Source organism: Paraburkholderia sp. GAS199 (genome assembly GCF_050436585.1).
Lineage (GTDB): Bacteria > Pseudomonadota > Gammaproteobacteria > Burkholderiales > Burkholderiaceae > Paraburkholderia.
Genome location: NZ_JBNDMM010000002.1, coordinates 432,196 through 455,704, shown reverse-complemented (window position 1 = coordinate 455,704; position 23,509 = coordinate 432,196). Strand labels below are relative to the sequence as shown.

Annotated in this window: 21 protein-coding genes; 9 read left to right on the top strand and 12 right to left on the bottom strand. The window is 63.7% G+C overall.

Translation table 11 applies throughout. The annotated features are described in order from the left end of the window. Positions 1–97 precede the first annotated feature (97 nt). Positions 98–1,762: a DNA repair protein RecN gene (gene recN / locus P3T18_RS08120; protein WP_429299405.1), complete on the bottom strand. Its 1,665-nt coding sequence runs from the start codon at positions 1,760–1,762 to the stop codon at positions 98–100. Between the two features lie 81 nt (positions 1,763–1,843). Then, positions 1,844–2,746 carry an NAD kinase gene (locus tag P3T18_RS08115; RefSeq protein ID WP_429299404.1) on the bottom strand — a complete coding sequence of 301 codons (903 nt, stop codon included), beginning with the start codon at positions 2,744–2,746 and terminating at the stop codon, positions 1,844–1,846. Positions 2,747–2,950: 204 nt separating this feature from the next. Between P3T18_RS08115 and hrcA the strand changes: the two genes are divergently transcribed. The 3 genes from hrcA (at position 2,951) to P3T18_RS08100 (ending at position 5,642) form a co-directional block, all read left to right on the top strand. Continuing rightward, positions 2,951–3,970: a heat-inducible transcriptional repressor HrcA gene (gene hrcA / locus P3T18_RS08110; RefSeq protein WP_429299403.1), complete on the top strand. Its 1,020-nt coding sequence runs from the start codon at positions 2,951–2,953 to the stop codon at positions 3,968–3,970. Positions 3,971–4,119: 149 nt separating this feature from the next. After that, positions 4,120–5,226 (top strand): ferrochelatase, encoded by a 1,107-nt coding sequence (gene hemH / locus P3T18_RS08105; RefSeq protein WP_429299402.1) that lies wholly within the window; start codon positions 4,120–4,122, stop codon positions 5,224–5,226. A gap of 8 nt (positions 5,227–5,234) precedes the next feature. After that, positions 5,235–5,642 carry an RNA-binding S4 domain-containing protein gene (locus tag P3T18_RS08100; RefSeq protein ID WP_429299401.1) on the top strand — a complete coding sequence of 136 codons (408 nt, stop codon included), beginning with the start codon at positions 5,235–5,237 and terminating at the stop codon, positions 5,640–5,642. 242 nt (positions 5,643–5,884) lie between these two features. Here P3T18_RS08100 and P3T18_RS08095 read toward each other — a convergent pair whose 3' ends face one another. Further along, positions 5,885–6,157, bottom strand: a complete 273-nt coding sequence (locus P3T18_RS08095; protein WP_429299400.1) for a hypothetical protein — start codon at positions 6,155–6,157, stop codon at positions 5,885–5,887. Between P3T18_RS08095 and grpE the strand changes: the two genes are divergently transcribed. The 5 genes from grpE (at position 6,156) to pabB (ending at position 12,685) form a co-directional block, all read left to right on the top strand. Continuing rightward, a complete protein-coding gene (gene grpE / locus P3T18_RS08090) occupies positions 6,156–6,740 on the top strand; it encodes a nucleotide exchange factor GrpE (RefSeq protein ID WP_429299399.1) in 585 nt (194 codons plus the stop codon). The genes P3T18_RS08095 and grpE overlap by 2 nt on opposite strands. Positions 6,741–6,795: 55 nt before the next feature. Then, positions 6,796–7,242, top strand: coding sequence for a thioredoxin family protein (locus tag P3T18_RS08085; RefSeq protein ID WP_429299398.1), 447 nt, complete (start codon positions 6,796–6,798; stop codon positions 7,240–7,242). 153 nt (positions 7,243–7,395) lie between these two features. Beyond that, the gene (gene dnaK, locus P3T18_RS08080; protein WP_429299397.1) at positions 7,396–9,348 is read left to right on the top strand and encodes a molecular chaperone DnaK; all 1,953 of its coding nucleotides are present in this window, start codon (positions 7,396–7,398) and stop codon (positions 9,346–9,348) included. A gap of 266 nt (positions 9,349–9,614) precedes the next feature. Further along, the gene (dnaJ, locus tag P3T18_RS08075) at positions 9,615–10,757 is read left to right on the top strand and encodes a molecular chaperone DnaJ (RefSeq protein ID WP_429299396.1); all 1,143 of its coding nucleotides are present in this window, start codon (positions 9,615–9,617) and stop codon (positions 10,755–10,757) included. Between the two features lie 26 nt (positions 10,758–10,783). Continuing rightward, positions 10,784–12,685 carry an aminodeoxychorismate synthase component I gene (pabB, locus tag P3T18_RS08070; protein WP_429299395.1) on the top strand — a complete coding sequence of 634 codons (1,902 nt, stop codon included), beginning with the start codon at positions 10,784–10,786 and terminating at the stop codon, positions 12,683–12,685. A gap of 62 nt (positions 12,686–12,747) precedes the next feature. Here the strand turns inward: pabB and panB are convergent, their stop codons facing one another. From panB to P3T18_RS08035, 7 genes are all read right to left on the bottom strand, one after another. Continuing rightward, positions 12,748–13,563 carry a 3-methyl-2-oxobutanoate hydroxymethyltransferase gene (panB, locus tag P3T18_RS08065; RefSeq protein ID WP_429299394.1) on the bottom strand — a complete coding sequence of 272 codons (816 nt, stop codon included), beginning with the start codon at positions 13,561–13,563 and terminating at the stop codon, positions 12,748–12,750. A gap of 36 nt (positions 13,564–13,599) precedes the next feature. Beyond that, positions 13,600–14,280, bottom strand: a complete 681-nt coding sequence (locus P3T18_RS08060; RefSeq protein ID WP_429299393.1) for a deoxynucleoside kinase — start codon at positions 14,278–14,280, stop codon at positions 13,600–13,602. After that, a complete protein-coding gene (folK, locus tag P3T18_RS08055) occupies positions 14,277–14,825 on the bottom strand; it encodes a 2-amino-4-hydroxy-6-hydroxymethyldihydropteridine diphosphokinase (RefSeq protein WP_429299392.1) in 549 nt (182 codons plus the stop codon). The genes P3T18_RS08060 and folK overlap by 4 nt, the downstream gene beginning before the upstream one ends. Positions 14,826–14,873: 48 nt before the next feature. Then, the gene (pcnB, locus tag P3T18_RS08050; RefSeq protein ID WP_429299391.1) at positions 14,874–16,466 is read right to left on the bottom strand and encodes a polynucleotide adenylyltransferase PcnB; all 1,593 of its coding nucleotides are present in this window, start codon (positions 16,464–16,466) and stop codon (positions 14,874–14,876) included. After that, positions 16,463–17,149, bottom strand: coding sequence for an HAD family hydrolase (locus tag P3T18_RS08045; RefSeq protein ID WP_429299390.1), 687 nt, complete (start codon positions 17,147–17,149; stop codon positions 16,463–16,465). Before P3T18_RS08045 ends, pcnB begins: the two co-directional genes overlap by 4 nt. Continuing rightward, on the bottom strand, positions 17,142–17,903 hold the full coding sequence (hda, locus tag P3T18_RS08040; RefSeq protein ID WP_429299389.1) for a DnaA regulatory inactivator Hda: 762 nt from the start codon (positions 17,901–17,903) through the stop codon (positions 17,142–17,144). The genes P3T18_RS08045 and hda overlap by 8 nt, the downstream gene beginning before the upstream one ends. Positions 17,904–17,986: 83 nt before the next feature. Next, positions 17,987–19,063 (bottom strand): AI-2E family transporter, encoded by a 1,077-nt coding sequence (locus tag P3T18_RS08035; protein ID WP_429299388.1) that lies wholly within the window; start codon positions 19,061–19,063, stop codon positions 17,987–17,989. Positions 19,064–19,173: 110 nt separating this feature from the next. Between P3T18_RS08035 and purM the strand changes: the two genes are divergently transcribed. Beyond that, positions 19,174–20,229: a phosphoribosylformylglycinamidine cyclo-ligase gene (purM, locus tag P3T18_RS08030; RefSeq protein ID WP_429299387.1), complete on the top strand. Its 1,056-nt coding sequence runs from the start codon at positions 19,174–19,176 to the stop codon at positions 20,227–20,229. Between the two features lie 82 nt (positions 20,230–20,311). Here purM and miaA read toward each other — a convergent pair whose 3' ends face one another. Both miaA and mutL read right to left on the bottom strand, forming a co-directional pair. Next, positions 20,312–21,259, bottom strand: a complete 948-nt coding sequence (gene miaA / locus P3T18_RS08025) for a tRNA (adenosine(37)-N6)-dimethylallyltransferase MiaA (protein ID WP_429299386.1) — start codon at positions 21,257–21,259, stop codon at positions 20,312–20,314. A 43-nt stretch (positions 21,260–21,302) separates the two neighbouring features. After that, positions 21,303–23,330: a DNA mismatch repair endonuclease MutL gene (gene mutL / locus P3T18_RS08020; protein WP_429299385.1), complete on the bottom strand. Its 2,028-nt coding sequence runs from the start codon at positions 23,328–23,330 to the stop codon at positions 21,303–21,305. Positions 23,331–23,509: the final 179 nt, after the last annotated feature.

Below are 23,509 nucleotides of genomic sequence, written 5' to 3'. Positions count from 1 at the left end.
CGCATTAGCCGATCGCGCCGATCGCGTTGTCCAGGCGGCAGGGCAGCGGCTAAACTGCCCGCCCTGCTTGTTGGTCTGGCCGGATGAGCCGCGATACTCAGGCCGCCAGCATTTCCTTCGCGTGTTTGCGCGTGGTTGCCGTAATTTCCAGTCCGCCGAGCATGCGCGCCACTTCTTCGACGCGGCTAGATTTGTCCAGCGGCGTCACGCTGCTGACCGTGCCGCCGCTGCCGTTGCCGGCCTTGGCGACCTGGAAGTGATGGTCGCCGCGCGCGGCCACTTGCGGCAAGTGCGTCACGCACAACACCTGACGCGCCTCGCCCAGCTGATGCAACAACCGTCCGACCACTTCGGCGACGCCGCCGCCGATGCCCGTGTCCACTTCGTCGAAAATCAGGGTGGGCGTCGGGCTGGCGGCGCTCGCGATCACCGCCAGCGCGAGACTGATACGCGCCAGTTCGCCGCCTGATGCAACCTTGGCAAGCGGCCGCAGCGGCACACCCGCGTGGCCCGCGACGCGGAATTCCACCTGCTCGAGCCCGTGTGCGCCGCCTTCGGGCAAGGGCACCAGCGCCACTTCGAAACTGCCGCCCTTCATCGACAATTCCTGCATGCCCGTCGTGACCGCCGCGCCGAGCGCCTTGCCGGCCTTGGCGCGTGCCTTCGAGAGCTTCTTCGCTTCCCCGATGAATGCTTCCTTGGCCTTGGCTTCGGCAGCATGCAACGCGTCGAGGTCCGCGGCGGCGTCGAGCGCGGCAAGCTGGGTGCGGCGCGCTTCGTGTTCTTCCGGCAGCGTTTCCGGCTGCAGACGGAATTTACGGGCAGCGGAGTGCAGCGCGTCGAGACGTTTTTCGACCTGCGCCAGCCGGTCCGGATCGAGTTCGAGTTTTTGCGCGTAGTGACTGAGCGAGTAAGCGGCTTCCTGCAACTGGATCTCCGCCGGTTCGAGCGCGGCCAGCACGTCGTTCAAGGCAGGATCGATCTCGGCCAGATCGCGCACCTTCGAAACGATCGACGCCAGATGCGCGATCATCGCCTCGTCCGATTCGGAGAGCGCGTTGAGCGCGCCATGCACGCCGTCGATCAGATTGGCCGAGTGCGACAGACGCCGATGCTCGGTGTTGACCTCTTCCCACTCGCCCGGCTGCGGCGCGAGCTTGTCCAGCTCGGTGAGTTGCCAGGCGAGGCGCTCGCGTTCGAGTTGCAGCTCGCGGTCGCGGGTTTGCGCATGTTCGACCGCTTGCACCTTTTCACGCCAGGCGCGCCAGCTACGCGTGACCGTCGAGGCGGAATCGCTCAGGCCGGCGTGCGTATCGAACAGTTCGCGTTGCGCATCCGGGCGCATCAGCAACTGGTGAGCGTGTTGCCCATGAATATCCACGAGCATTTCGCCGACCTCGCGCAACTGCGCGAGTGTTGCCGCCGTGCCGTTGATGAACGCGCGCGAACGGCCGTTGGCGTCCACCACGCGCCGCAGCATGACCGTGCCGTGATGATCGTCGTCCGCTGCGCCGAGCGCCTGTTCGTCGAGCCAGTGCTCGACCAGCGCATGCGTGTCGAATTCCGCCGTGATGTCGGCGCGGCTTTCTCCGGTGCGCACCACGCTCGCGTCCGCGCGGGCGCCGAGCGCAAGGGCGAGGGCGTCGATCAGGATCGACTTGCCGGCGCCGGTTTCGCCTGAAAACACGGTGAAGCCGCTGTCGAATTCGAGATCGAGCGCGGCGACGATGACGAAGTCGCGTATCGAGAGATGGCGAAGCATGGAGGTCGTCTGATGTGCGTGAAGGTACGGGTTCGGTACGGTTTCGGCAGCGGCGCGGTCGCGTCCAGCGATTCGGACCCGCTAGGGCTTGGGATCTTCTTCGTGCGAGGGGTACTCGTTCCAGTGCAGCTTCTTGCGCAGCGTGGCGTAATAGCTGTAGCCCACCGGATGCAGCATCGGCACCGTATGACGCGAGCGTCGCACTTCGATCGTGTCGCCGAGTTCGAGCGAGGTGAACGACTGCATGTCGAAATTGACGTTCACTTCGCGTCCCGAGACGATCTGGATGCTGACCTTGGAGTCGTCCGGCAGAACGATCGGCCGGTTCGACAACGCGTGCGGCGCGATCGGCACCAGCACGATGCCCTGCAATTGCGGATGCAGGATCGGCCCCTGCGACGACAACGCGTAAGCGGTCGAGCCGGTAGGCGTGGCGACGATCAGACCGTCCGAGCGCTGGTTGTACATGAAGCGGCCGTCCACCGAGACGTGCAGTTCCGCCATGCCCGAAAAGCCGCTGCGGTTGACCACCACGTCGTTGAAGGCCAGCGCGTGATAGATCGGCGTGCCGTCGCGCATGATGCGCGCTTCGAGCAGCACGCGCTCCTCACGCTCGAAATTGCCCGATAGCATTTGCGGCACGATCTCGCGCATGTCGGAGATCGGGATGTCGGTGATGAAGCCGAGACGGCCGTGGTTGATGCCGATCAGCGGCGTGCGATAAGGCGCGAGCTGCCGGCCGATGCCGAGCATCGTGCCGTCGCCGCCCAGCACCACGGCGACGTCGGCGCGCGCGCCGATCTCGGCGGGGCGCAGCGCCGGGTAGTCGGTGATGCCGATTTCGGCGGCGGTATCGGCTTCGAAAACGACGTCGAAACCGCGTTTCGCGATGCACGAGGCGAGCGCGGTCAGAGGCTCACTGATGCCCGGCGTATTGTTGCGCCCGACGAGCGCGACGGTCTTGAACTGGCTGGTCACTTGCATGCCGGCATTACACCATAGGTAGGGCCTGAAAAGAACCGCAGACAGACCCGGTTGAGGGCCGGCCGACAGGGGCTGCCGGCGCATGTCCCGATTATCGTTAGAATGGTGAAGCCTCGATGACACGAAGCATGGTGGCGAATCGGGGTGTTCATGGGCGTCGTCGGCGCTCGCGGTCGTTGCGTCATTGAGCTAAAATTTTCCCTCATGCTAGATCCTCGCGCACAAACCCTCCTCAAAACGCTGATCGAGCGCTACATCGCCGAAGGTCAGCCGGTCGGCTCGCGCACGCTGTCACGCTATTCCGGCCTGGAGCTGAGCCCGGCCACGATCCGTAACGTGATGTCCGACCTCGAGGATCTGGGGCTCGTCATCAGTCCGCATACGTCGGCGGGGCGCATTCCCACGCCGCGCGGCTACCGCCTGTTCGTGGACACGATGCTCACCGTCGAGTCCGCCGCCGACGAAGAAGCCGTCATGCGCACGGTCAAGACTACGCTGCAGGCAGGCGAACCGCAGAAAATCGTGGCCGCCGCGGCCAGCGTGCTCTCCAGTCTGTCGCAATTCGCCGGCGTGGTGCTCACGCCGCGGCGCAGCCACGTGTTCAAGCAGATCGAGTTCATGCGTTTGTCCGACAAGCGCATTCTGCTGATCATCGTCACGCCCGAGGGCGACGTGCAGAACCGCATCATGGCCACCCAGCGCGACTTTTCGCCGTCGCAACTGGTAGAGGCGTCCAATTACATCAACGCGCATTTTGCCGGCCTTTCGTTCGACGAGGTCCGCCGCCGTTTGCGCGAGGAAATCGACGAATTGCGCGGCGACATGACCACGCTCATGCACGCCGCGGTCACCGCCAGCACCGACGAAGCCGATACCGGCGAAACCGTGCTGATCTCGGGCGAGCGCAACCTGCTCGAAGTCGCCGACCTTTCTTCGGACATGGCGCGTTTGCGCAAGCTGTTCGATGTGTTCGACCAAAAGACCAGTCTCCTTCAGTTGCTCGACGTGTCGAGTCACGCCGCGGGCGTGCAGATTTTCATCGGCGGCGAGTCGAATCTCGTGCCGATCGAGGAAATGAGCGTGGTAACGGCGCCGTACGAGGTGAACGGCAAGATCGTCGGCACGCTCGGCGTGATCGGGCCGACCCGCATGGCCTACAACCGCGTGATCCCAATCGTCGACATCACCGCGCGGCTGCTCTCGCTCACGCTCAGTCAGCAGTAATTCGCCGCCGCCGATCCATACGTTCATGATGCTCGGCGGCGGGCGGCTTGCCAATTGGCCGAATGGCCAGGTAGTCGCGCGGAAACGCGCCGCTATAATGAATTCCACCTGAACCGACTTGCCGCCCAAAGCGGTTACTCCTGCTGCCTATGCGCTTCGATCTCGAGCGGCCCTCGCAGAACGCCACGTCACATCGGGTGGCCGTGCTGCTGATCAACCTCGGCACGCCCGACGCGCCGACGCCGCGTGCGGTTCGCCGCTACCTTGCGCTGTTTCTGTCCGATCCGCGAGTGGTCGAAATTCCCGCCCTGATCTGGCAGGTCATCCTGCGGCTGCTGATTTTGCCGTTTCGTGGCCGCTCCTCGGCGCGCAAGTACGCGGCGGTGTGGATGCCCGAGGGCTCGCCGTTGCGCGTCCATACGGAGAAGCAGGTGGAAGGCTTGCGGCATCTGCTGCAACTGAACGATTACACCGTGCTGGTCGACTACGCCATGCGCTACGGCACGCCCGGCATTCCCGCCATGCTTAATCAGCTGAAGCTGGCGGGCGCGGAGCGGGTGCTGCTCGTGCCCATGTATCCGCAGTACTCGTCGTCCACCACGGCCACCGCTTTCGACGACGCGTTCTCCGCGCTCAAGCGCATGCGCAATCAGCCGGAAATTCGCACGGTGCGCCAGTACGCGGACCATCCGGCCTACATCGCCGCGCTGGCCGCTCAGGTGCATCAATACTGGCATCAGCACGGCCGGCCCGATTTCGCCGCCGGCGACAAACTGGTGCTGAGCTTTCACGGCGTGCCCAAGCGCACCATGGATCTCGGCGACCCGTACCACGAGCAATGCCAGCAGACCGGCGCGCTGCTCATGCAGGCGCTGGAACTGACTTCGGTGGAATGCCGCATTACTTTCCAGTCGCGCTTCGGCAAGGCCGAATGGCTGCAGCCCTACACCGCGCCGACGCTCAAGGAGTTGGGCGCGGCCGGCGTCCGACGCGCCGACGTATTCTGTCCGGGTTTCACCGCCGATTGTCTGGAGACGATCGAGGAAATCGGCATGGAAGTGCGCGACGAATTCCTGCACGCGGGCGGCAAGGAGTTTCACCGCATTGCTTGCCTGAACGCGTCGCAGGCGTGGATCGCGGCGCTCGGCGAGATCGTCGCCCAAAATCTGCAGGGCTGGCCGGTGCAGGCAATGCCGGTGCCTCATACGCCCGCACACGCGCCCGCCCATGCGCCGGCGCACACTTCAGGAATGTGATCAGGCCGATGAATTACAGGATTTCCACCGAACCGGGCGCGAAGCTGCGCATCGACAAATGGCTCTGGGCGGCGCGTTTCTTCAAGACGCGCTCGCTCGCGGCGGACGCGGTCGAGAAGGGTCATGTGCGAATCGGCGGCGCGAGCGTCAAGCCGTCCAAGGACGTGCGCGTCGGCGATCTGGTGGAGATCGAGATCGAGCGGATCGTGTGGCAGGTGGAAGTGCTCGGCATCTGCGACGTGCGCGGTCCCGCCAGCATTGCGCAGACGCTTTATGCGGAAACCGAGGAGAGCCGTGTGAAGCGGGAAGTCGAGCAGGAGCGGCGCAAGACGTATCGCGAGCCGGCTGCCGCATTGCACGGCAGGCCGACCAAGCGCGACCGGCGCACTATCGACAAACTTTCAGGTGGGGATTGAACAGTTGTTCCATGGTCGCGTGCACACCGCCGTATTCGGTCGTGTGGTCGTTGACGGCCCCGGACATGCAGATGGTCGTGGTACCCGCGATCAGTACCAATGCGACCACCGATATTGCAAAGGTCAGTTTCACGGTACTCCCCTTGGGAAGAAGCTGCTGGATGGAAACGGGCTAATCGGTCGAATGCAATGAATCGGAAAGGCTTACGTCAGATTAGGGTTAACGTGTCTTTTCCGATGCTTTATTGGAGCATAGGCCACTTGTCGGGCGCACTCAATCTCAATCTGATTGCGACTCGATAATGGTTGTAACCGGGCATTTCCGCCGCACGTCCGTGGTGCGAAATGTTCGGCGGGAGCCGCTTGAAATGGTCCTTTCCGGCCCCATCTGCCGTTTCGATGCGCGTCAGGTCGCCACGCCGCCTGTCGCAATTTTGCAACGCACAAATCGCCTCTGCCTTTTGGGCGTTGCCGCCACCGTTGGCTTTTAAATTTTTATCGACTTTCAGCGACATGGAAAACACGCAAGAGAACCCGACGAGCCAGAATCCCACGCCCTCGGACGAAGCCGCGCGCCAGGCCGCCGAGGCCGCCGCCGCCCAGCAGGAAGCCGCCGCAGACGCCGCCACCGATTCGCCGGCAGCCGGCGTCGATGCCGCGCTTGCCGAAGCTCAGGCAAAGATCGCCGAGTTGCAGGAAAGCTTTCTGCGGGCAAAAGCCGAAACTGAAAACGTGCGCCGCCGCGCGCAGGAAGACGTCACCAAGGCGCACAAATTCGCGATCGAAAGTTTCGCGGAACATCTGCTGCCGGTGATCGACAGCCTCGAAGCCGCGGTTGCGCACTCGTCCGACGACCTGCAGAAGGTTCGCGAAGGCGTCGAACTCACGCTGCGTCAACTGACGGGCGCGCTGGAGAAGGGCCGTGTCGTCGCCCTGAATCCGGTCGGCGAGAAGTTCGATCCGCATCGTCACCAGGCCATTTCGATGGTCCCGGCCGATCAGGAGCCGAACACGGTCGTTGCCGTGCTGCAAAAAGGTTTCGTGATCGCCGACCGCGTGCTGCGTCCTGCGCTCGTGACCGTCGCCGCACCGAAGTAAGCGGCGTCCGGGCAGCGGTAGCATCTTTTGCTGCCGGCCGCTGGCAGGCGGAGCCATGCTCCACGTTCCCGTCGACACGAGCGCCTTTGCGGTGTTCGATATGCAGCCGGTCGATGCAGGGTCGTTCGACCGGGCGCTGGCCGCCGCCGCAGACGAACTGGCCGTGGTGTTTTTCTGGGGTCTCGACTGCTTCAACTGCGAGATCGCCAAAAAAGCCATGCTGGCGCAGCCGGACGCGATTCGCGCGCTCGGCCTCAACTGGTTTCACAGCAACGTCTACGAGCACCGCGAGCTGGGTCGCCGCTTCACGCTGCACGGCGTGCCGAGCTGGTTTTTCTTCTATCGCGGCAAACGGCTCGGCCGGGTGACCGGTTGGCATGGCATCGGGCAGTTCGAGGCGGCGGTTGCCGCCGCGCGGGTCAGGATTCGCGCGGTCGAGGCAGCCGAAGCGGTCGAAGGGGCAAAAAGCAGCGCGATTTCGGGCAAAAGTTCGCCCGATTGAAAAAAATTAAAGACCGCATCGTAAAAGAGGTCTTGAAAACGATGCGGATGCACTTATGTTGAGTGCAGGTAGGAATTGAGAGCGGATCGCCGTACCGCCAGATGGGCAAAAACGGCGCTTCCCGCAGCGATCAAAGTCAGGAGAACAGTAAAAATGGGCAAAATCATCGGCATCGACCTCGGCACGACCAACTCGTGCGTGGCGATCATGGAAGGCAATTCGGTCAAAGTGATCGAGAACTCGGAAGGTGCACGCACCACGCCGTCGATCATCGCTTACATGGAAGACGGCGAAATTCTCGTCGGCGCGCCTGCGAAGCGTCAGTCGGTCACGAACCCGAAGAACACGTTGTACGCGGTCAAGCGCCTGATCGGCCGCCGCTTTGAAGAAAAAGAAGTTCAGAAAGACATCGCTCTGATGCCGTACAAGATCATGAAGGCCGACAACGGCGATGCATGGATCGAAGTGCGCGACCAGAAGCTGGCGCCGCCGCAAATCTCGGCGGAAACGCTGCGCAAGATGAAGAAGACCGCTGAAGATTACCTCGGCGAGCCGGTCACGGAAGCTGTGATCACGGTTCCCGCGTACTTCAACGACAGCCAGCGTCAGGCCACCAAAGACGCCGGCCGTATCGCGGGTCTGGAAGTCAAGCGCATCATCAACGAACCGACCGCAGCCGCTCTGGCATTCGGTCTGGACAAGGCCGAAAAGGGCGACCGCAAGATCGCGGTTTATGACCTGGGCGGCGGTACGTTCGACGTGTCGATCATCGAAATCGCTGACGTCGACGGCGAAATGCAGTTCGAAGTGCTCTCCACGAACGGCGATACGTTCCTCGGCGGTGAAGACTTCGACCAGCGCATCATCGATTACATCATCGGCGAGTTCAAGAAAGAGCAGGGCGTCGATCTGTCGAAAGACGTGCTTGCGCTGCAACGCCTGAAGGAATCGGCTGAAAAGGCGAAGATCGAACTGTCGTCGAGCCAGCAAACGGAAATCAACCTGCCGTACATCACAGCCGACGCGTCGGGTCCGAAGCACTTGAACCTGAAAATCACGCGCGCCAAGCTGGAAGCGCTGGTTGAAGAACTGATCGAACGCACCATCGAGCCGTGCCGCATGGCAATCAAGGATGCGGGCGTGAAGGTCGGCGAAATCGACGACGTGATTCTGGTCGGCGGTATGACCCGCATGCCGAAGGTGCAGGAAAAGGTTAAGGAATTCTTCGGCAAGGATCCGCGCCGTGACGTGAACCCGGACGAAGCCGTCGCCGTTGGCGCCGCGATCCAGGGTCAGGTGTTGTCCGGCGACCGCAAGGACGTTCTGCTGCTCGACGTGACTCCGCTGTCGCTCGGCATCGAAACGCTCGGCGGCGTGATGACCAAGATGATTAACAAGAACACCACGATCCCGACCAAGCACGCACAGGTCTACTCGACGGCCGACGACAACCAGGGCGCCGTGACGATCAAGGTGTTCCAGGGCGAACGCGAAATGGCAGCGGGCAACAAGCTGCTGGGCGAGTTCAACCTCGAAGGCATTCCGCCGGCACCGCGCGGCACGCCGCAGATCGAAGTGAGCTTCGACATCGACGCGAACGGCATTCTGCACGTCGGCGCGAAAGACAAGGCGACCGGCAAGGAAAACCGCATCACGATCAAGGCGAACTCGGGTCTGTCCGAAGCCGAAATCGAGAAGATGGTGAAGGACGCCGAAGCGAACGCGGAAGAAGATCACAAGCTGCGTGAACTGGCCGATGCCCGTAACCAGGGCGACGCGCTGGTCCACAGCACGAAGAAGGCGCTCACGGAATACGGCGACAAGCTGGAAGCCGCCGAGAAGGAAGCGATCGAAACGGCGCTGAAGGACCTCGAAGAAACGCTGAAGAGCGGTTCGGCGGACAAGGCTGCGATCGAAGCCAAGATCGAAGTGGTGGCCACGGCCTCGCAGAAGATGGGCGAAAAGATGTACGCCGACATGCAGGCAGCGCAAGGTGCCGAAGCAGCGGCAGCAGGCGCGGCAGGTGCAGGCGCGTCGGCTGGTGGCGCGAGCCAGCAGCAGGACGACGTGGTCGACGCCGAGTTCAAGGAAGTCAAGAAAGACTAAAGCCGGGTCGCAATCTGACCGTAAAGCCGCACACAGCGATGTGTGCGGCCCGGCTGCAAAACGGTTTTGCTCCCGTCCGGGTGCATCGACCTGCAAAGCGGTTATCGCGCCTGGTGAGCCTTTTGGGCTCTCCGGGCACATTTGTTTTATGGAGGGCGTTGTTTCCAGCCGTGAAAACGGCGAAAAACAGCGGCCGGACGAGTCGCAAGACTCCAGCATTCAAGAGGAGTCACCGCGCCCCCTTGCGCGAGTGGCGTTGAACCGATATGGCGAAACGGGATTACTACGAGGTTCTGGGCGTCGCAAAGAACGCGAGCGACGACGAAATCAAGAAGGCTTATCGCAAGCTCGCGATGAAGCATCACCCTGACCGCAATCCGGGCAACAAGGATGCGGAAGAGCATTTCAAAGAGGTGAAGGAAGCCTATGAAATGCTGTCGGACTCGCAAAAGCGCGCGGCGTACGATCAGTACGGTCATGCGGGCGTCGATCCGAACATGGCAGGCGCAGGCGCGCAAGGCTTCGGCGGATTTGCCGACGCATTCGGCGATATTTTCGGCGACATCTTCGGCCAGGCAGCCGGCGGCGCCGCGCGTGGCGGCGGTGGTCGTGCCGGTCCGCAGGTGTATCGCGGCGCCGATCTGCGCTACAGCATGGAAATCACGCTGGAACAGGCCGCGCACGGCTACGACACGCAGATTCGCGTGCCGAGCTGGGTCTCGTGCGAGATCTGTCACGGTTCGGGCGCCAAGCCCGGCACCAAGCCGGAAACCTGTCCGACCTGTAGCGGTTCGGGTTCGGTGCGTATGTCGCAAGGCTTTTTCAGCATCCAGCAGACGTGTCCGAAGTGCCACGGCACCGGCACCTATATTCCCGATCCTTGCGGCCACTGCCATGGCGCAGGCAAGGTCAAGGAAACCAAGACGCTGGAAGTGAAGATCCCGGCAGGTATCGACGACGGCATGCGTATCCGCTCGGCTGGCAACGGCGAGCCGGGTATCAACGGCGGTCCGTCGGGTGACCTGTACGTCGAGATTCACATCAAGCAGCACTCGGTATTCGAGCGCGACGGCGACGACCTGCATTGTCAGATGCCGATTCCGTTCACCACGGCGGCGCTCGGTGGCGAAATCGAAGTGCCCACACTGGCCGGCCGCGCGAGCTTCACGGTGCCGGAAGGTACGCAGTCGGGCAAGACGTTCCGTTTGCGCGGCAAGGGCATCAAGGGTCTGCGTTCGAGCATTGCCGGCGATCTGTACGTGCATGTGCAGGTCGAAACGCCGGTCAAACTCACCGAGCCGCAACGCGATCTGCTCAAGCAGTTCGAGAAGGCGCTCGTCGAGGGCGGCTCGCGGCATAGCCCGCAAAGCAAGAGCTGGTTCGATCGGGTGAAGAGCTTCTTCGATTAACGGTTGTTCGAAGTTTGGCGGTAAGCATGACGGCAGATGAGCGCGGCGCAGTGTTCGCGCTGCTCGACGATTGCGACGCGACGGCGGCGCGCCGTTCGAGTCGTCTGTACACGGGTTTCGTGCGCGAGTCGGTTTGTACCGACGCCGCGCAACTCGATGCCGTGTGCGAAGCGGTCGCGGCGCACACGCGGCGCGGTTTGCACGCGGTCGTGCTTGCCGACTACGAATTTGGCGGCAAACTGCAGTTCGACGCAGCAGCCGGCCAGTCTCTGAAAACGCAGCGTGGCGATGCCACGCTGCGTTTTTTATTGTTCGAGCGCTGCGCAAAGCTCTCGCGCGACGAGGTCGATGCCTGGCTGATGCAGCAGGACGGCGGCGCGGCCGAGGCGTCGGTGGCGGGCACGATGAACGTGCGCGCAAGCGTCGACCCGGCGCAATTCAACGCGGCCATCGAGACGATCCACGCCGCGCTGCGCGCGGGCGATTCCTACCAGGTCAACTACACCTACCGGCTCGGCTTCGACGTTTTCGGCTCGCCGACGGCGTTCTACCGCCGCCTGCGTGCGCGTCAACCGGTGCCGTTCGGTGCCTTGATCGCACTGCCGGACGGTGGCTGGGTGCTGTCGTGTTCACCGGAACTGTTCATCGAGAAAGAGGGCGACGTGCTGCGCGCCCGTCCGATGAAAGGCACCGCGCCGCGGTCGAGCGATCCGCTCGAAGACCGGCGTGCCGCCGAGTTCCTCGCGAACGACCCGAAAAATCGCGCTGAAAACGTGATGATCGTGGATCTGCTGCGCAACGATCTTTCGCGTGTGGCGCAAATCGGCTCGGTCAAGGTGCCGGCGCTGTTTTCGGTGGAGCCGTATGCGTCCGTCTGGCAGATGACGTCGACCGTGCATTCGATCTTGCGTGAGCAGACCTCGTTCGCGCAGATTCTGCGTGCGCTCTTTCCATGCGGTTCGATCACCGGCGCGCCGAAGCATCGCACGATGCAACTGATCGACGGGATCGAAAGTACGCCGCGCGGTCTTTATACCGGCGCGATCGGCTGGCTCGATGCGGCATCGGTCGACGCGTCGTCTACCGGGAGCGAAGACGCCTGCGGTGACTTCTGTCTCTCGGTGGCGATCCGCACATTGACGCTGACGCCGGCCGATGCGAAAGCAGGTTCGCTGCGCGGGGAAATGGGCGTCGGCGCGGGCATCGTGCTCGATAGCGTCGCCACGGACGAATACGCGGAGTGTCAGTTGAAAGCGAGTTTTCTGACCGGCGCCGAGCCGGGTTTCGATCTGTTCGAAACGATGTATGCCACGCGCGAAGACGGCGTGCGGCATCTGTCGCGGCACCTCGCCCGGCTTTCGGCAAGCGCCGCGTCGCTGGGTTTCCGCTTCGACGGCGAGCACGAGATCCGCGCGCAACTTGCCGCGCGCTGCGCGATGTTGCCGGAGCGCGTACCGCATCGTGTGCGTCTTGCGCTCAGCAAGAACGGCGCGACGCAGATCACGGCAGAGGTGCTGGCGCCGCTCGCCGAGCCGATCGCCGGCGTTCTGCTCGGTCCGGAACACGATTTTTCCAGCATGCAGGCAGCCGATCCGCTGCTGCGTCACAAAACGACCCGGCGCGCCGAATACGATCGCGGCTGGCGCGAGGCCACCGCAAAAGGCGCGTTCGATACGCTGTTTTTCAACGAGCGCGGCGAATTGACCGAAGGCGGTCGCTCGAATGTGTTCGTGAAGCTGGCGGGGAAGTGGTGGACGCCGCCGCTGGATTCAGGCGTGCTGCCCGGCGTGATGCGTGGCGTGCTGCTCGAAGATCGCGATTTTCAGGCCGCCGAACGGGTTCTGAGCCGGAGCGACGTGGAGAACGCGGAGGAGCTGCTGATCTGCAATGCGCTGCGCGGCGCGTTGCCCGCGCGCATCGTCCGTTAGAGGTTGGAGCAATAACGGTTGGCGCCTCGGCGATGGTGTCGCGACCGAGGCGCCGATGTTCGTCAGAACGTGTGTTCAGGTCCGGGGAACGTGCCGTCTTTTACTGCGCGCACGTAGGCTTCTACGGCGGCCAGAATGCTTGGTTGTCCCTGCATGAAATCCTTCACGAAGCGCGGCCGCTTGCCGGGGAAAATGCCGAGCATGTCGTGCAGCACCAGCACCTGACCCGAGCAATCCAGACCTGCGCCGATGCCGATCGTCGGAATGCGCAGTTGTCGGGTGACGTCGCTCGCGAGCAGGGTCGGGATGGCTTCCATTACGATCAATTGCGCGCCGGCTTCCTGCACCGCCAACGAATCGCGCATCAACTGGCTGGCACCGGCTTCGGTTTTGCCCTGCACCTTGAACCCGCCGAATGCATGCACCGACTGCGGCGTCAGACCGACGTGCGCGCACACCGGAATCGAGCGCTCGACCAGAAACCGCACGGTGTCCGCGAGCCATTCGCCGCCTTCGAGTTTCACCATCTGCGCGCCGGCGCGCATCAGCTCCACCGAACTCCGGAAAGCGTCCTCGCGCGTGCCGTAAGTGCCGAACGGCAGATCGGCCACGATCAGCGCCGACGGACGCGCGCGCGCCACGCTCGCCGTGTGATACGCGATATCGGCGAGCGACACGGGAAGCGTCGTGGTCTGGCCTTGCAACACGTTGCCGAGTGAATCTCCGATCAGCATCACGTCGACACCGGCGCGATCCAGCAGCGCCGAAAAACTCGCGTCGTAACAGGTGAGCATGACGATCTTTTCGCCAGCGTCTTTCATTGCCTGAAGTTTCGGCACGGTAATGGCGTTCCGGCTCGCTTCCTGCAAATAGGTCATGGGGAAATCCGTTGAAAAAAGAGGTGGCCGCGGCGCTCAGAGCGACGTGCCCTTGACGAAGAACTCCTTGCGGCCGCGCATGGTTTCGATGCGGTCGGCGAGTAGCGCAAGGTCCGCATCGGAGTCGAGCGGATTCAGATGTTCGGCGTTGACCGTCAGCACGGGCGTGCGGTCGTAGTGATAGAAGAATTCGTTGTAGGCGTCGCAGAGCGCATGCAGATAAGCGTCGGAAATCTGCAGTTCCATCGGCACCGCGCGTTTCTGGATACGCGCGAACAGCACCTCGGGCGACGCCTGCAAATAGACCACGAAATCAGGCGCGGGCGCACTGACGTCGAGGCGCGCGGCAAGGGCGCGGTACAACTGCCACTCGTCGTCCTGAAGCGTCAGACGCGCGAAGATGTCGTTCTTCTGCGTCATGAAGTCGGCGATCAGCGGCGTGCCCGCCACGTGCGCCGCCGCCACTTCCTGCGCCTGTTGCGCACGTTGCAGCGCGAAGCTCAGCTGCACGGGCAGCGCGTAGCGCGCGGTGTCGCGGTAAAAGCGTTCGAGAAACGGATTGTCTTGCGGACGTTCGAACAGTTCCTGCATCGACCAGCGCTGGGCGAGCCGTCTTGCCAGCGAGGTTTTGCCGACGCCGATCGGACCTTCGATCGCCAGATAGCCGAACGGCGGACGCAGTTGCGGCGCAGTGACGGTGAGCGGCGACGAATTCATTCGCAACGGCCTTTCGTGGAAGTATCCGCACCGCCGGTCAATGCATTAAGCATAGGGCACTGGCAGGGCGATTTGACTTTCTCGATGCGCTGGTCGCTCACGCCGGCCAGCAGCGCATCGGCGCGGCCATGCTGCGGAATGACCAGCGTCGCATCGATTTCGACGAGCGGCACGAGCGCGAACGCGCGTTCGACGAGGCGCGGATGCGGCACGATCAGATCGGCTTCGTCGATCGACTGGTCGCCGAACAACAGGATGTCGAGATCGAGCGTACGCGGCGCGTTCCGGAACGGCCGTTCGCGGCCGAACTGGTGCTCGATCTTGTGGCATAGCGCGAGCAGATGCCGCACGGGGAGAGTCGTGTCGACCTTCACGACGCAGTTGAAATAATCGTCACCGCCCGCGTCGATCGGGGCAGTGCGATACAGGCTCGACTTGGCGAGCACGGAGATGGTGTGCTGTTGTGCGAGACACACCACTGCGTCTTTCAGGGTCTGGCGCGCGTCCCCGAGATTCGCGCCGAGGCCGAGATAAGCAACCGTCATGGCATAACTTCCTGCAACTATCGTTCGACGGCTTCAGCGAATGCGCGTTCAGTCTTCGTGCGAGCCGTCGTGGCCCGTTTCGTCTGTCGTGCGTTCGGCTGGCGTGCCGCCCTCCATTTCGTCCCCCGGCTTGCGGCTTCTGGCGCCACTGCTGCGCCGCCGTCGTTTTCTGGGGCTCCGGTCCCTCCCGCCTTGCGTGAGCAATGCTTCACGCGCGGCGATGTCTCCTTCGATGAACTCCGTCCACCACGCTCCGACCGACTCGTCGAGTTCGCCCGATTCGCAGCGCAACAGGAGGAAATCATACCCCGCTCTAAATCTTTGGTGTTCCAGCAGCTTCAGCGCGCTCCTTCCGGAACGTTTTTCGAGCCGCAGCTGCAGGCCCCAGATTTCGCGCATATCGGACGAGAAACGCTTGTGGATCGCGAGCTTCTCCGTTTGCATGTCGAGGACTTCGTCCATCGAACGATGCAGGGCGGGGACGGGATATTCGCCGTTCGCCTCGAATTGCTTCCAGCGCGTTTGCACGTCGTGCCACAGCAGCGTGGCGAACAGGAAGCCTGGCGAAACCGGCTTGCCGGCACGCACGCGGGCGTCGGTGTTGTTGAGCGCGAGCGTGATGAATTTTTCGCCGGTGGGCTGTTCCAGCACCACGTCGAGCAGCGGCAGCAGGCCGTGATGCAGGCCCTCTTTGCGCAGACGCTTCAGGCAGGCGAGCGCGTGGCCCGACAGCATCAGCTTGAGCATCTCGTCGAACAGACGCGCGGCGGGCACGTTGTTGATCAGATCGGCCATTTCGAGAATCGGCGCACGCGTGGCGTCTTCGATCTCGAAGTCGAGCTTGGCGGCAAAGCGCACCACACGCAGCATACGCACCGGGTCTTCGCGGTAACGCGTGGCCGGGTCGCCGATCATGCGCAGCAGACGCGCGCGCATGTCGGCCATGCCGTTGTGATAATCCAGCACGGTTTGCGTGGCCGGATCGTAGTACATCGCGTTGATGGTGAAGTCGCGGCGCGTGGCGTCTTCGTGCTGTTCGCCCCACACGTTGTCGCGCAGCACACGTCCGCTCGCGTCGACCGCGTGCGTGCGACGGTCGAGTTCGTCGCGCTTCAGACGGCGTGCCGGCGGCGCGTCGGCCGCGGGCGGATCGACCAGCGCGCGGAAGGTGGACGTCTCGATGATTTCCTGACCGAACTGCACGTGCACGATCTGAAATCGCCGGCCGATGATGCGCGCGCGACGGAACAGCTTCTGCACCTGTTCGGGCGTGGCGTCGGTGGCGACGTCGAAATCTTTCGGCTTGATGCCGAGCAGCAGATCGCGCACCGCACCGCCGACGATGAACGCGCGGTGTCCCGCCTGCTGCAGGCCCTCGGTGACGCGGATCGCGTTGCGCGAGATCAGCGACGGATCGATGCCATGCACGTCGTGCGGAATGATGACCGGCACGTCCGGATCGCGCACGGCGGCTTTCGCCGGGGCGGCGGGCCGCGACGGTTTGCGGCGCGGCTTGCCGGTGCCCGAGGCGCTGCGGTCCGGCGCGCCGCCGTTGGCGTCGGCTTCTGCATCGGCGGGCGAGGTGTCGTCAGCGGGCACGGTGTCCTGGCCGAATAGCTTGCGGATAAGTTTTTTGATCACGAGGGTTGAAAGAGTTCGAGGATGCGCCAGCCGTTGGCCTGCGCATGGGCGCGCAATGTGTCGTCGGGATTGGTCGCGATCGGATCGGTGACCTTTTCCAGCAGCGGGATGTCGTTGTGCGAGTCGCTATAGAAATAGCTGTGCTCGAAATCGCTCCAGCTTTTGCCGAGCGAGGCCAGCCACATCTCGGTGCGGACGATCTTGCCTTCCTTGTAGCTCGGCGTGCCGGTAGGACGGCCGGTGTACGGCGAATGCGGCTCGCCGTCGACGGTTTCCGCTTCGCAGGCGATCAGCGCGTTGACGCCGAACGCCTGGGCGATCGGGCGGGTGATGAATTCGTTGGTGGCGGTGACCACGCAGCACAGGTCGCCGGCTTCCTGGTGTTGCTTGACCAGCTCGAGCGCAACCGGCTGGATGGCCGGCGTGATGACTTCATGCATGTACTGCGCGTGAAGTTCGGCGAGCTCGGCGCGCGTGTATTTCGCGAGCGGCGTGAGCATGGCGATCAGATAAGCGTGAATGTCGAGCTTGCCGGCTTTGTAGTCGGCGAAAAAGCGATCGTTTTCACGGGCGAAATTTTCAGCGTCGACCATGCCTTGTTTCACCATGAAGCGGCCCCATTCGTGGTCGCTGTCGGTGGGAATGAGCGTGTGGTCGAGGTCGAAGAGTGCGAGGTTAGCCATGGGGGCCTATTTTACTTGAAGCGGCGGGTAAGGCGGACGAGGGCGGCGCAGCGCGCCGTTCGTCGGCGTCGGGCGAGGCCAGCATGGTGCGCAGAAGCGGCAGCGTCACCGCGCGTTTCTGTTCGAGCGAGAAGCGGTCGAGTGCGTCGAGCAGCGCCATCAGACTCGGCATGTCGCGGCGGAAATGCGTGAGCAGATAGGCAGGGACGTCGTCGGCGAGCATCAGGCCGCGCTCGCGTGCCGCGTGTTTGAGCACGGCCGCTTTGCCTTCGTCCGGCAGCGGCGCGAGGTGGAACACGAGGCCCCAGCCGAGGCGCGTGCGCAGATCTTCGCGCACCGTCATGCCGATCGGCGGCGCGTTGCCCGCGGCGACCAGCGCGCTGGTGGGATGCGCGCGCACTTCGTTGAACAGATTGAACACAGCGATCTGCTGCGCGGCCGAGAGACCGTCGCAATCGTCGATGGCGTAGAGCGCGACGCGCGGGTCGAACGAAAAAGCCGCGAGGCTGCTTTGCGGACTCGCAAAGCGCGCGTGTCCCGGCGGCGCTTCGTGCACCAGCGCCTGCAGCAGATGCGTGCGGCCGCTGCCGGATTCGCCCCAGAGATAGAAGGTGCGATCGGGCACCGGCCCGGCGGCGAGCGCGTTGTCGAGCTCACGCAGGCGCGTGACCAGCTCGGCATTGGCGCCAGCGAAGAAATTATCGAATGTCGATGGCGGCGGTGTGCCGAGATCGAGCGTCAGTTGACGAAGCACAGTAGGTTAATGCCGAAAATGGGGCTTAGTCCGCAAATGGCCCGTACGCGGGGCCCTGAAGAGGTGGATCAACATTCGAAGAGTCAGTTGTTGTACAGCGTGCTGGTCAGATAACTTTGACGCAACTCGCGCAGCGCCACCGACAGTATCGCGCTGACCGGCAGCGCCAGCAGAACGCCGAAAAAGCCGAACAGCTGGCCGAACGCAAGCAACGCAAAAATGACTGCGAGCGGATGCAGCCCGATACGTTCGCCGACGAGCCGCGGTGTCAGGTAGAAGCTCTCCAGAATCTGCCCGATGCCATAAATGATCGCGACCGCGCCGAAACCGTACCAGTCGCCGAATTGCAGCAACGCGGCGAGCAAAGCCAGCGCCAGACCCGTGGCAAAACCGATATACGGAATGAACACGGCGAGCCCAGTGAAGATGCCTACCGGCAACGCGATCTCGAAGCCGGCAAGGGTGAGCGCCACCGCGTAGAACACCGCGAGCACGCCCATCACCAGCAACTGCCCGCGCAGGTATTGCGACAGCATGTGATCCATCTCGCTTGCGAGTTGCTGCGTCTTGTCGAGCCAGCGGCGCGGCACCATGCCCTGCGCACGCGCGAGCATGCGATTCCAGTCGTACAGCAGATAAAAGAGCACGAGCGGCACGAGCACGACGTTGCCGACCACGGTCATCATCACGTTGCTGCTGGTGCGGATGTACGTCCACGCATACAGCGCGACGGTCTGCGCGCTGCCTTCGAGTTGTCCCATCACGAGATCGCGGATGCTGGCGAAATCGAGTGAATCGGCCAGACCCAGCAGCGCGAGCTTGGGATGCAGCCAGCCGCTGACGTGCGCGAAGAATACCGGAACCTGCTGCCTGAGCTGCGGCCCTTCCTTCTGGATCACCGCCAGCACCAGCAGCGCGAGCACGGTCATGAGCAGCGTGAAGAACAGCATCATCAGCAGGGCGGCGAGCGTGCGCGGCACGCGCCGACGCACCATCCACGCAACGCCGGGCTGCAGGATGTACGCGAGAATCGCGCCGAGCAGAAACGGCGTGAGCACCGGGCTCAGCAGCCACAGCAGAATGCCGACGCCCAGCCCGATCGCCAGCCAGATGAAGGCGCGACGTTGCACAGGCGTCAGAATCGAGGAGTTTTGTTGCAAAGTGATTTCCCAGGTGGGGTCGCGACCGGATGCTTCAGGATGATTCAAATTCCAGCCAGTCGGCCGGCATCGGGTAAAATCGCATTTTACCGACCTTCTTGCTCTTCCCCATGAATCAACCGAAATCCGCCCAAGACACTCAAGGTTTGTCGTATCGCGACGCCGGCGTGGACATCGACGCGGGCGACGCCCTTGTCGACGCGATCAAGCCCTTTGCCAAAAAGACGATGCGCGACGGCGTGCTGGGTGGCATCGGCGGGTTTGGCGCGCTGTTCGAAGTGCCGAAGAAATACAAGGAACCGGTGCTCGTATCGGGCACGGACGGCGTCGGCACCAAGCTGCGCCTCGCCTTTCAACTGAACAAACACGACACCGTCGGCCAGGATCTGGTGGCGATGAGCGTGAACGATATTCTCGTGCAGGGCGCCGAGCCGCTGTTCTTCCTCGACTACTTCGCGTGCGGCAAGCTCGACGTCGGTACCGCTGCAACGGTCGTGAAGGGCATCGCGCAAGGTTGCGAACTCGCGGGCTGCGCGCTGATCGGCGGTGAAACGGCGGAAATGCCGGGCATGTACCCTGACGGCGAATACGATCTGGCCGGTTTCGCGGTCGGTGCGGTCGAAAAGAGCAAGATTATCGACGGCAGCACGATCGCCCCCGGCGACGTGGTGCTGGGTCTGGCGTCGAGCGGTATCCATTCGAACGGCTTCTCGCTGGTGCGCAAGATCATCGAGCGCGCCCAGCCCGATCTGAACGCCGACTTCGACGGCCGCTCGCTGGCAGACGCCTTGATGGCGCCCACGCATATCTACGTGAAGCCGCTGCTGGCGTTGATGCAGCAGATCGCCGTCAAGGGCATGGCGCACATCACGGGCGGCGGTCTGGTCGAAAACATTCCGCGCGTTCTGCGTGAAGGCCTGACGGCCGAACTGGATCATCGTGGCTGGCCGATGCCGCCGCTGTTCACGTGGCTGCAAAAGCACGGCGGCGTGGCCGACGCGGAAATGCATCGTGTGTTCAACTGCGGTATCGGCATGGCGGTCGTCGTGTCGGCCGCTGACGCCGACGCGGCGATCGGCCTGTTGTCGGCCGCTGGCGAGCAGGTCTGGAAAATCGGCATGATTCGCGAAAGCGCCGCCGGCGAGGCTCAGACCGTCGTCGTGTAAGGCAGTACGGGTTGCTGCGTGACGCGTCGCCCGACGCGTCACGCGCTCAATCACCGCGCAACTACCGCTTAATCGCGGCTTATTAAAGCAGTTCGTCGATCAGACTCACCACCTGCGCCGTCGCGCCAGGATCGCAGCAGTCCACCACTACCCGCTCCGTCATGCTTCGCAGCCATGTGAGTTGCCGCTTGCACAACTGACGCGTCGCAAATACTCCCTTGTCCCGCATGGTCGCGTAATCCACGGCGCCGTCCAGATATTCCCAGACTTGCCGGTAGCCCACACAGCGCATCGACGGCATGTCGGGCAGCAGATCTCCGCGTTCACGCAGCTTCACCACTTCATCGACAAAGCCGCCGGCCAGCATGGCGTCGAAGCGTTTCTCGATGCGCGCGTGCAAAACGCTGCGCTCGGACGGCTCCAGCGCAATCGGCACGAAGCGCCAGGCAAGCGCGGCGTCGTCGGTGCGGGCGGGCGCGGCGAGTAGCGCCGACATCGCCTGACCGGTCAGCATGAAAACCTCGAGCGCACGCTGGATTCGCTGCGAATCGTTGGGCGCGAGACGCGCGGCGGTGACAGGATCGACCGCAGCGAGGCGCGCATGCAGCGCCGGCCAGCCTTCGCGGACGGCATCGGCGTCGAGCGTGGCGCGCACGTCGGCGTCGGCGGCCGGCAGATCGTTGAGACCTTGCGTCAGCGCCTTGTAGTAAAGCATCGTCCCGCCGACCAGCAGGGGCAGCCTTCCGCGCGCGCTGATTTCGCCGATCAGCCGCAATGCGTCGGTGCGAAATTCCGCGGCCGAGTACACATCGGCCGGATCGACGATGTCGATCAGATGATGCGGCGCCAGCGCGCGCTCCTCGGCGGTCGGCTTGGCGGTGCCGATATCCATCTCGCGATAGACGAGCGCCGAGTCCACGCTGATGATTTCCACGGGCCGTCTGGCGGCCAGCGCCAGGGCAGCCGCCGTTTTGCCCGATGCAGTCGGGCCGAGCAGGCAAGGTACGGGAATCCGGTCCGACGAGGTCATGGGCAATGCGGCGTGCGCCGGGAAAGCAGGGTCGGGCGCACGGTCATTGTCCGCGCATGAAGAGGCGGTCGAGGTCGGACAGCGTCAGTTGATACCACGTCGGACGCCCGTGATTGCACTGGTCGGCGCGCTCGGTCGCTTCCATCTGGCGCAGCAGTGCGTTCATTTCGTCGAGCGTGAGGCGGCGGTTCGCCCGCACTGCGTGATGGCAGGCGAGCGTACCGAGCAGTTCGTGCTGACGTTCGGTCAATACCCGCGAGCCGCCGAACGCGTGCAGGTCGGAAAGCACCGCACGCGCCAGCGCCTGCAGATCGGCGTCTTTCAGCAGCGCGGGCACGGCGCGGATCGCGAGCGTGGTGGGCGACAGCACGGCGAGGTCGAAGCCGAGCGCGTCGAGCGTGTCGCGCTCTTCCTCGACGGTGCCGATTTCGATCGGATCGGCCTGCATGCTCTGCGGGATCAGCAAAGGCTGCACGGCGATCGTACGATCGGCCAGCGCGTTCTTGAACTGCTCGTACAGAATGCGTTCGTGCGCGGCGTGCATGTCGACGATGACAAGGCCGTGCGCGTTCTGCGCCAGCACATAGATGCCGTGAATCTGCCCGAGCGCGAAGCCGAGCGGCTGCTCGTCGGCGGCGTTGAAAGCGGGTGCGGCGTACGAAGGCGTGGCCCCGAACGGCGTCGACGTTTCCGCGGCCGAATCGCGCATTTCGAAAATGGTCGCGCCGGCGTTGCTGCCGGCGTTGGTGTCCTTGCGACCGAACAGCGCGTCGTAAAACGCGAGCGGCTGCGCGACTGGCAGCGTGCCTTGCGTCATGCGCGCCTGACGCATCCACGTGTTGCCCGGCTGCGCCGAGCCGAATCCGCTGTTCGAACCGCCAGACGAGCCCGCGCCGAAATTCGCGCCGCCCACTCCCGCGCTGTCGAGCGGCGTCGCGCCAAACGGCGCCGGGCCGCTCGTGGACGGCTCCAGATGTGCCGCGTGACCGCCCGCCGTGGTTTCCGGGGACGCGCCGGCGTGCCGTGCGAGAGCGCGCTGGACTGCGTGGAACACGAACTGGTGGATCGAGCGCGAATCGCGGAAACGGACTTCGATCTTCGACGGATGCACGTTCACATCGACGCCTTCCGGCGGCAAATCGAGAAACAGCACGTAGGACGGATAGCGGTCGCCATGCAGGACGTCTTCGTAGGCTGCGCGCACCGCGTGTGTCAGCAGCTTGTCGCGCACGAAGCGTCCGTTCACGAAGAAATACTGCTGGTCGGCGCGTCCGCGGCTGGCGGTCGGCAGGCCGGCGCAACCGTACACGGCCAGCGGACCGGCCGATTCGTCGAGCGGCAAATGCGCCGTGGCGAAGGTTTCGCCGAGAATTTTGGCGACGCGCACGGGCGGTTCGCTCGCGTTCCAGTGTTCGACTGCCTTGCCGTTGTGCAGGACCGAAATGGCCACGTCCGGCCGCGCCAACGCCGCGCGGCGAATCTGTTCGAGGCAATGACCGAGTTCGGTTTGTTCGCTTTTCAGGAATTTGCGGCGCGCGGGCGTATTGAAGTACAGCTCGCGCACTTCGATCGTGGTGCCCTGCGTGCCGGCGGCCGGGCTCAACACGCCGGTCTGCGCGTCCACGCGCACGGCGTGCGGCGCGTCCGCGACGCGGCTGGTGATCGTCATTTGCGCCACCGAGGCGATCGACGCCAGCGCTTCGCCGCGAAAACCGAGGGTTGCCACGGCTTCGAGTTCGGCGAGCGAGCGGATCTTGCTGGTCGCGTGGCGCATCAGCGCGAGCGCCAGTTCGTTTTCGGGGATGCCGCAGCCGTCGTCGGTGATCGAGATGCGCTTGACCCCGCCCTCGTCGAGCATGATGCGCAGCGACTTCGCGCCCGCGTCGAGTGCGTTTTCCAGCAGTTCCTTCACCACGGAGGCCGGCCGCTCGACCACTTCGCCGGCGGCGATCTGGCTGATCAGTTGATCGGGAAGGGGCTGGATCGCCCGCAACGGACGTGGGCCGGGCGCTGCGCCGGAAAGCGGGGCCGCAGCGGCGAGATCGGCAGGCGTTTCGGAAAATTCGGACATGGCGAAATTATAGCGATTCGCGTCCCCACATTTTTAATCGCTTCCAGGCACTTTCGGTATCATGACGCGGTCAATTTGCGGCGGTAAGTTCGCACTTGCCGTTCGTCGCTCGCCGGCTCGCCGTCGTATTTCTCCGGCCGCTTCTGCCATACACACGTACTCGCTGAATAAAAGGACGC